The sequence below is a fragment of the Corynebacterium sp. HMSC068H04 genome (genome assembly GCF_001811255.1).
Taxonomy (GTDB): domain Bacteria; phylum Actinomycetota; class Actinomycetes; order Mycobacteriales; family Mycobacteriaceae; genus Corynebacterium; species Corynebacterium hesseae.
This window is the reverse complement of record NZ_KV803968.1, coordinates 20,807-27,842: the sequence shown is the minus strand read 5'-3', so window position 1 is coordinate 27,842 and position 7,036 is coordinate 20,807. Positions and strand designations below refer to the sequence as shown.

The following is a 7,036-nucleotide window of genomic DNA, read 5'->3' as shown; positions in this document are numbered from 1 at the left end:
GTTCGGTGGTCATAGACAAACTGGAAGCGGATCACCAGCGTGTCTCTTCGGCAAAATATTTAGCAGCTTTACGTAGAATATCGCGTTCTTCGCGCAGCTTCGCGTTTTCTTTTTCCAGCTGGCGGATTCGCTCAGAATCAGTCGCCGCTTGGGCTTTATCATGCACGGCTCTAATGCGGGCACGCTTTCCGGTGCCGTACTTGGTGACCCAAGAATGCAGCGAGGCACGGTTGATACCGAGCTCTGCTGATGCTGCGTTCAGCGAGAGGTCCTCATTGTTTTCATAGAGGGCCACAGCATCGCGTTTGAACTGTTCGGAGTACCTGGACATGGTGGTAGATTACCTTTCTTCCCAGCCCGACTGGGCTGGAATGAAAGGTGTCCACCAAAAAGGGGTCAGGCCCAATCACCACGCGCTCGCCTTCAGCAATGGGGTAGTGAAGAAGGTAGTGGATTCAGCTGAGTGCCCTTTGCCCTCCGTCGGAAGAAGAGTGGTGGAGAAGGCCTCTACGTCACGGTCTACCGTGGCCGGGGAACCTTCGGTTTCGCCGCCTTCGATCTCCTCTAAGTCTGACTCGTAGGCGTTGAAGGTGCGCGGTGCTGCGCGGCTAAGCTCCTTGGCCAAGCTATCGGCGTCGGAGGCGTCGGCATAGGTGCCGCCGGTGGCGTCGGCAATGCACTGCAGTTCCTGCTGAGCCTCGGGCTCAACGTTGAAGCCGACGGTGTTGATGACCAGGTCGATACCCTGTTCCTTGAGTTCCTTCGCCACATCGCAGACCGGTGGCGGGGTACATGTCGCAACGCCATCCGAGACCAAGATGATGCTGCGCTGGCCTTCCTTTGGAAGCTCAGCCGCGGCCTTGCGCAGAGATTCACCGATGGGCGTAAAGCCGCGCGGTTGGAGGCCATCCATGTGGCCAATCATCTTCTCAGAATTGCCGGCCTCGGGTGGCGTTACCACGGTGATGTCCTGGCAACCGGCAGCTTCATCTTCAGGAGCCTCGCCGGTGTTCCCACCGTAGGTGACAAGTCCCAGAGGGGCGTCGTCCCCGGCTTCGGTGATGAAGGTGCGGGCGGCATCTTTGGCGGCGTCGATGCGGGTCTGGCCGCCGGCATCGTTGGTGATCATGGAACCGGAGGAATCGAAGACCACCATGGTCGGGGCCATGTCACTAGAAGCAGTGGGGGAGCTCGGCACGGAGCTACTAGTGGAGGTTGAGCGTGAATCTTCGGCGGTGGCGGTGAGGGGAAAGAGAACGCTTACGACGGAGAGAGCGACTGCTGCGAGGAAAAGAATCGCCGTGAGCAATGGTTTTGGTATGAAACGTGACTTTGTGTGCATGTGAGTTAAATTACACACAGGAGGCGATCTGCGCTTGGGAACGGGGAATACAGGGGGATTAACCCCCGTGCATTCCGTTTCCGTTTGCGTGTTTTAGGGGGCCTTAGAACAACCGGGTATACATCCGGTAAAGCGAGTCGAGCATGCTCTGAATGTTGTTGCGGACCGGGCTGTTCGGGTCCAGCGCCGCCACACCGCCGGCGACAATCAGCGCGCTGATGGCCCCCAACAGGAAGCCAATCATGCCGCCGCGAGAGGACGAGCACGAATCATCCGAGGACCCATCGGAGGAGCCTGCCGAGCTTGCCGACGCCCCCGCAGAGCCCTCGTCACAGTTCTCATCCGGCTTGGCTGGCTCACCTGGCTTGGCTGGCTTGGAGGGATCCGAAGGCTCGGAGGGCTCGGCAGTTTTGGTAGTGGTAATGGTCGTCGGCACCTTGGTGGTGATGGTCTTTTCCTCAGTGGTGGGCACCATCGAGGTCACTGTCTTGGTGGTCTTCTCCGCTGGGAGCGTGGTGGTCACCGTGGTGGGGACCTCTTTGGTTTCCGTGGTGGTCACGGTGGTCGGTACCTCCGTGGTGACGACCTCAGTTGTGGTCGCCGGTGCCGGGGTCGTCGGCTTCTCTTCGCGCGGGTCCGCAATGGCGTGGTCGTTGTTCTTCAGCGTGACCTTGTCCACCAAGTTCGGGTTGTTGGCGTTGTAGGTGCGGAAGGTGAGCTCATCACCGGTCACATCGACGACCATGTAGTCCTCGTCGTAGTCCTGGCGCCAGATCGCCGTGGACTCGTGCGGCAGAGCAGGGTCCATGTTTTCCATGCGGGCATTGGGGTACTTCTTCCCGTCCTCACCCTGGAAGTCATAGAACTTGCCGCCGCCCGCCGAGGTGGTGGTGATGTAGAGGACCTCACCGTCATTGGGGGCGAGGACGTCGCCACGCTTCGCAGGAGCCTTCACCGGCTCAAGGCCGTTCATGAGGTGGGTGCGCGTGTAGATGTGATCGTGGCCGCTGAGTACGGCATCGACGTCCAGTTCGGACATGACCGGAGCGAGCTTCTCACGGAGCTTGGTTACATCGCCATCGGTGTAGTGGGTGCCTTGAGAGAAGAAGGCGTGGTGCATGCCCACGATGATCCAGTCATTGAAAGCTCCGCGGTTTTCAATGGTCTTACGCATGAACTCCGCATGGCGCTCAATGTCCGCGTCACTGCTGGCGTTGGTGTCGAGCCCAAGGAAGAGAACGTTGTTGCGCTCAAAGTAGAAATCCCGCAGGTCTGGCTCCTGATTCGGGTTGATGAAGTGCTCATCGTAGTGCTTCATTGCCAGGTCTGACGGGTACGTCTCGTGATTGCCCGGCAGTGCGTTGGTGGGAATGTTTCGAATCTCCGGTGAGGAGAAGTAGCCGTCGTACTGCGCGATCGTCGCGCCCCAGCCCTCAACCTGGTCACCGAGGGACCAGATCATGCTGGCTTGAGGGGCGTCGGCAACCGCGTTGCCGATGGTCTTGTTCCACTGCTCGGTCTGACCCTTGATGTCGGCATCGACTCCAATCTGCGCGTCAGAAACCGTGACGAAGCTCCAGTCCTGGCCAAAGCTGCCGGTGTTAAAGGTTTCAGGCTCGGACCAGCCGCCCTCTTCGGAGCCGACGCGGTAGGTGTACTCGGTGTTTTCCTTTAGACCCGTAGCGGTGGCGTAGTTGGACACGTATGCAATAGCGCCACCGTCCTTTTCCTCGGCTTCAAAGGTCTGGGCGCCGTCTGGGCCGGTGACCTCGAGGACTTCCTTGTCTGCCGGGCCCTGGGTGCGCCACGAGACAATGACGGAGCTTTCCTTGCTTCCCGGTTGGAGCACCATCCGGGAAATGGGGCTAGTTTGAGCGGTAGCCAGAACGGGAACGCTTACCTGTGAGGTGAAGACAAGAGCGGCCGCGGTCATGGTGGCTACGCCAGCGGAGGCGGGAGAAAAACTAAAACGCTTCATTATTGCTTTGTGTGCCTTTTGCGATGAATATCGGAAGTTGAGTGTGAGAGTGTTTCTCTGCTGAGAAAACAGAGAAACAGACATGACCTAGTCACAGAAACATCTCAAGGTGAACCTCCGGTTAAGCAGAATAGAAATCTGTGGAACATGCCCCCGGTATAGGGGATATCACGCGCTGTTTCGCGTTGAAATAGCAGTTTTGGTGAGCTTATGTTTAGCCCCATGTCCCACGAATTCGGGTCCACAGATACCCCAGACTCTTCAGAATCTTTAAGAAACTCTCGCGCTATCCGCTTTAATCGACGCACCGCGCTGCGTTGGGGCGCCGTTGGTGCATCCACCGCGGCCGCTGGCTATGGGCTGTCGGCAGCAACTGCCCAGCACGGCACCCCGCGCCAGACCCCGTTGGAAGCGTATAACCAGTACACCGGCGCCCAGCTGCCTTTCCTCCACGGCGTTGCGTCCGGCGATCCGCTGCCCACCTCGGTGGTGCTGTGGACCCGCGTCACCCCGGACCGGGATGCCCTGCCTGGTTCTGGCATGGGAGACGACGTTCACGTGGCATGGGAGATTGCTACAGATGAGGCGATGGGTTCCGTGGTGGCACACGGCCAAGAGGTTGCCTCCGCGGAGCACGACCATACCGTTCACGTAGATCCCTTTGGCCTGAACCCGGACACCGTGTACTACTACCGCTTCCAGGTGACCTCGGGTGAGCATAGCGGGGCGTATTCGCCCGTGGGCAGGACGAAAACTGCGCCAGCTGTCGATGCCCAGGTAGACAACCTGAAATTCGCCGTGGCCTCGTGCGCCAACTACGAATCGGGCTTCTTTAACGCCTACAAGGACATGGCGGAGCGTGGACGCTCCGGGGAGCTTGACTTCGTGGTCTTCCTTGGGGATTACATCTACGAATATCCCACGGGGGAGTACGTGGGCAAGAGTGGTGTGGCACGTGAGCACCACCCCGTGTGGGAGATCGTCACGCTGGAGGATTACCGCATCCGCTACGGCCGCTACCGCACCGACGAGCACCTGCAGGCTGCGCATGCTGCGGCCCCGTGGGTCGTGGTGTGGGATGACCACGAGACAGCCAACAACTCCTGGCGCGAGGGCGCCGAAAACCACACACCTGGGTTTGCAGAGGGCGAGTGGTCCCGCCGTTGGAACGACGCCTTGCAGGCCTATTATGAATGGATGCCGCTGCGCCAAAAGCAGCTGAGCGAGGGCGGTAAGCTTTACCGCAACCTGCGCTTCGGCTCTCTCATGGAGCTCACCATGATGGACCTGCGTACCTACCGCGACCAGGAAACCACCGCCGCTAACTTTGGGGATCCGAATCGAACCATCGTGGGTAACGAACAGCTGCAGTGGCTGCGAGACACTATTGCGATGTCAGACGCCACGTGGATGGTGATGGGCAACTCGGTGATGATGGCTCCCATGCGCCTGCTGACCATCCCAGGTAATGATGCCGCCAATGAGGGCTTGCGCTTTGTCAAGGGCAATACTTCTGGCTTCGCCGTGAATTCGGATCAATGGGATGGATACGCCGCCGACCGTGACCGTGTACTCGAGGCTCTTGATGCTCGCGAGGGTAACTCCTTCTTCATTACCGGTGATATTCACTCGGAATGGGCCAACGACATCTACCTGCACGACAAGCGCGTGGCCTGTGAGCTGGTGACTACCTCAATTACGGCGCCCAATGTCGACGAAATCCTCACCACCTACACAGGCACCTACCACGGGGAGGACAACTCGACTTCGTTACTCATTGAGGACGCAATCAAGGACGCCAATCCGTGGGTAAAGCACTTGGACTATGACTCCCACGGCTATGCCGTCGCGCATCTCTTTGCCGATCACGTGGAAATGCACTACTACCGTGTTTCTGATGTTGAAGCTGAAGATGCTTCGGTAGCGCTGGCGGTGAGCAAGACCTGGAATCCTAAGGACGGATTCACCGCCTAGCCACCATCCGCCGGCGGGCGCTGCGGGGGATCAGCCCAGCGCTCGGAGGTAAAAGAAGCCGATCAGCGCGCGCCGGGGAATATCGAGCAGCGGGCGCAGGAAGGGGAGGCGGGCGGGTTGGGAGGAGGCGTCGACAAGCAGCAGCGTGCGCCCATCCCGTAGGCGCTCCAGGGTAAAGGTCTCCTCGCCGCGCTCAATATGGCCGGGAAGGGTGCCGTAGGTAAAGCCACACCGGCGCTCCTCGCGGAAGACATCCACGACCCGGCAGCGAAACTCCCACGGCCCCAGCCCGAGGCTGACCTCAGCGCCTTCCTCCACCGTGGCGTGGCTGGGCTGTACCCGGAAAAGACCGCTACGCTGCAGGCCCCAGCGGAAGAGTTTGTCTGCGGCGTCATCGAATTCAGCGTCGATGACGCGGGACATGTGCAGCTTCGGGAAGCCCTCGGTGGAGGAGTACGACAGTGGCTCAGGCATGGGGCTTAGCCTAGCCAAACCGCCCTTAGATGATGCTTGAGAAGAGTAAAATAGGGTGTATGCAGGAGAAACGGAAACGACTTATCGTTCCTGACTTAGCGCGTGGCACGGCGCTTTTGGGGATTGCCATGGCGAACGCCGTGCAGAGTTGGGTTGTGAACGAGTGGTCCTTGGGGCCTAGCTCCACCCTGGGTGGTGTGCGTCCCGATAGCGCCCTGGACACCGCGGCCGCGGTGTTCACCGGCATGTTTGTACGTGTGCGAGGCCTGCCGATGTTCTGCATGCTGTTGGGATTCGGCATTGGTCTCATTGCTGCGAGCCTGCAGCGTAAGGGCTACACCATTAAAGAATCGCGGCGCGTACTCATCCGCCGCTACGGGCTGCTTGCAGTTTTTGGTCTGGCGCATGGCTTCGCGCTTTTCGACGGTGACATCATGCTGGTCTATGGCCTCATGGGCATCGCCTTGGTTTGGTGCTTTACGCTTTCGACGCGCACGCTGCGGCGCATTGCCTACTGGTTCTTTGGCGGCTATGCGGTTTTCGCCGGTTCGGGCGCGGTGGGAGCCTATTTTGGCTACTTCAATCCTCTGCCCAACTCGCGTCCGATGACCGGTGAACTTGTCACATTCGGTGACTATTTCGCCCGCAACCTGCGCGGTGAGGTTGCTGCTCTGGGGCAGATCCCCATCACATTTGTGGGGCTGGTAGGCGTTTTACTCATCGGATATATCTGGGCGCGGGAGGGCGTGCTTGCAAACGTTTCTGCGCACCGCCGAACCTTGGTCACCTGGGTTGTTATTGCAGGTATGGTCATTGTCTTTGTTGGTCTTCCGTGGGGGCTTGCGGCCGCTGGCGTTGTGTCAACCGAATTGGAACCGGTGTTCTTGATGCTGAACCAAGCTTTTGGCTTTCTTACGGGTCCTGGCATTCTGGCGGTTTTGGCACTGCTCACGGAGAAACTCAACAATCGCGTTCCTGGGTGGGCCTTTGCTTTCGTGGCATTGGGCAAGCGCTCTATGTCGGGCTACATTGCGCAATCGGTTTTGTTTATTGTTCTTGTCACCCCAGCCGGCTTCGGACTAGGCGCGGATGCTTCGGTGAGCGGCAAGCTTGGAATCGGTCTGCTGGTCTTTGTCCTGACGCTGCTTCTCGCTGCTCTGCTTGAGGCTTGGGGCAAACCTGGCCCGTTCGAGTGGGCGCATCGCCGGCTGGCGTACGGCCCAACGTGTCGTATTGAGTCTAAGTCGGCTCTCGGGTCGGCTTGATGT

The 7,036-nt window shown here is 59.3% G+C and carries 5 protein-coding genes and 1 pseudogene; 2 read left to right on the top strand and 4 right to left on the bottom strand.

The annotated features are described in order from the left end of the window. The 3 genes and pseudogenes from HMPREF2792_RS01560 to HMPREF2792_RS01545 all read right to left on the bottom strand — a co-directional run. Positions 1-331 (bottom strand): annotated as a pseudogene (locus tag HMPREF2792_RS01560) (transposase); the annotation flags it as partial. Positions 332-406: 75 nt separating this feature from the next. Next, entirely contained in the window at positions 407-1,342 is a 936-nt protein-coding gene (locus tag HMPREF2792_RS01555) for a vWA domain-containing protein (RefSeq protein WP_227486303.1), read from the bottom strand. A 103-nt stretch (positions 1,343-1,445) separates the two neighbouring features. Continuing rightward, positions 1,446-3,320 carry a purple acid phosphatase family protein gene (locus HMPREF2792_RS01545; RefSeq protein ID WP_070530338.1) on the bottom strand — a complete coding sequence of 625 codons (1,875 nt, stop codon included), beginning with the start codon at positions 3,318-3,320 and terminating at the stop codon, positions 1,446-1,448. Positions 3,321-3,542: 222 nt separating this feature from the next. Between HMPREF2792_RS01545 and HMPREF2792_RS01540 the strand changes: the two genes are divergently transcribed. Next, entirely contained in the window at positions 3,543-5,294 is a 1,752-nt protein-coding gene (locus tag HMPREF2792_RS01540) for an alkaline phosphatase D family protein (RefSeq protein ID WP_196060535.1), read from the top strand. Positions 5,295-5,324: 30 nt separating this feature from the next. Here the strand turns inward: HMPREF2792_RS01540 and HMPREF2792_RS01535 are convergent, their stop codons facing one another. After that, positions 5,325-5,768 carry a DUF1990 domain-containing protein gene (locus tag HMPREF2792_RS01535; protein ID WP_070530335.1) on the bottom strand — a complete coding sequence of 148 codons (444 nt, stop codon included), beginning with the start codon at positions 5,766-5,768 and terminating at the stop codon, positions 5,325-5,327. A 59-nt stretch (positions 5,769-5,827) separates the two neighbouring features. On the opposite strand from HMPREF2792_RS01535, the gene HMPREF2792_RS01530 reads away from it, so the two are divergent. Continuing rightward, the gene (locus HMPREF2792_RS01530; protein ID WP_070530333.1) at positions 5,828-7,033 is read left to right on the top strand and encodes a DUF418 domain-containing protein; all 1,206 of its coding nucleotides are present in this window, start codon (positions 5,828-5,830) and stop codon (positions 7,031-7,033) included. The last annotated feature ends 3 nt before the right edge of the window (positions 7,034-7,036 follow it).

Coding starts and splice junctions, on each gene's coding strand:
- HMPREF2792_RS01545 (WP_070530338.1), bottom strand. CDS start 3,320: ATGAAGCGTTTTAGTTTTTCTCCCGCCTCCGCTGGCGTAGCCACCATG.
- HMPREF2792_RS01540 (WP_196060535.1), top strand. CDS start 3,543: ATGTCCCACGAATTCGGGTCCACAGATACCCCAGACTCTTCAGAATCT.
- HMPREF2792_RS01535 (WP_070530335.1), bottom strand. CDS start 5,768: ATGCCTGAGCCACTGTCGTACTCCTCCACCGAGGGCTTCCCGAAGCTG.
- HMPREF2792_RS01530 (WP_070530333.1), top strand. CDS start 5,828: ATGCAGGAGAAACGGAAACGACTTATCGTTCCTGACTTAGCGCGTGGC.
- HMPREF2792_RS01555 (WP_227486303.1), bottom strand. CDS start 1,342: ATGCACACAAAGTCACGTTTCATACCAAAACCATTGCTCACGGCGATT.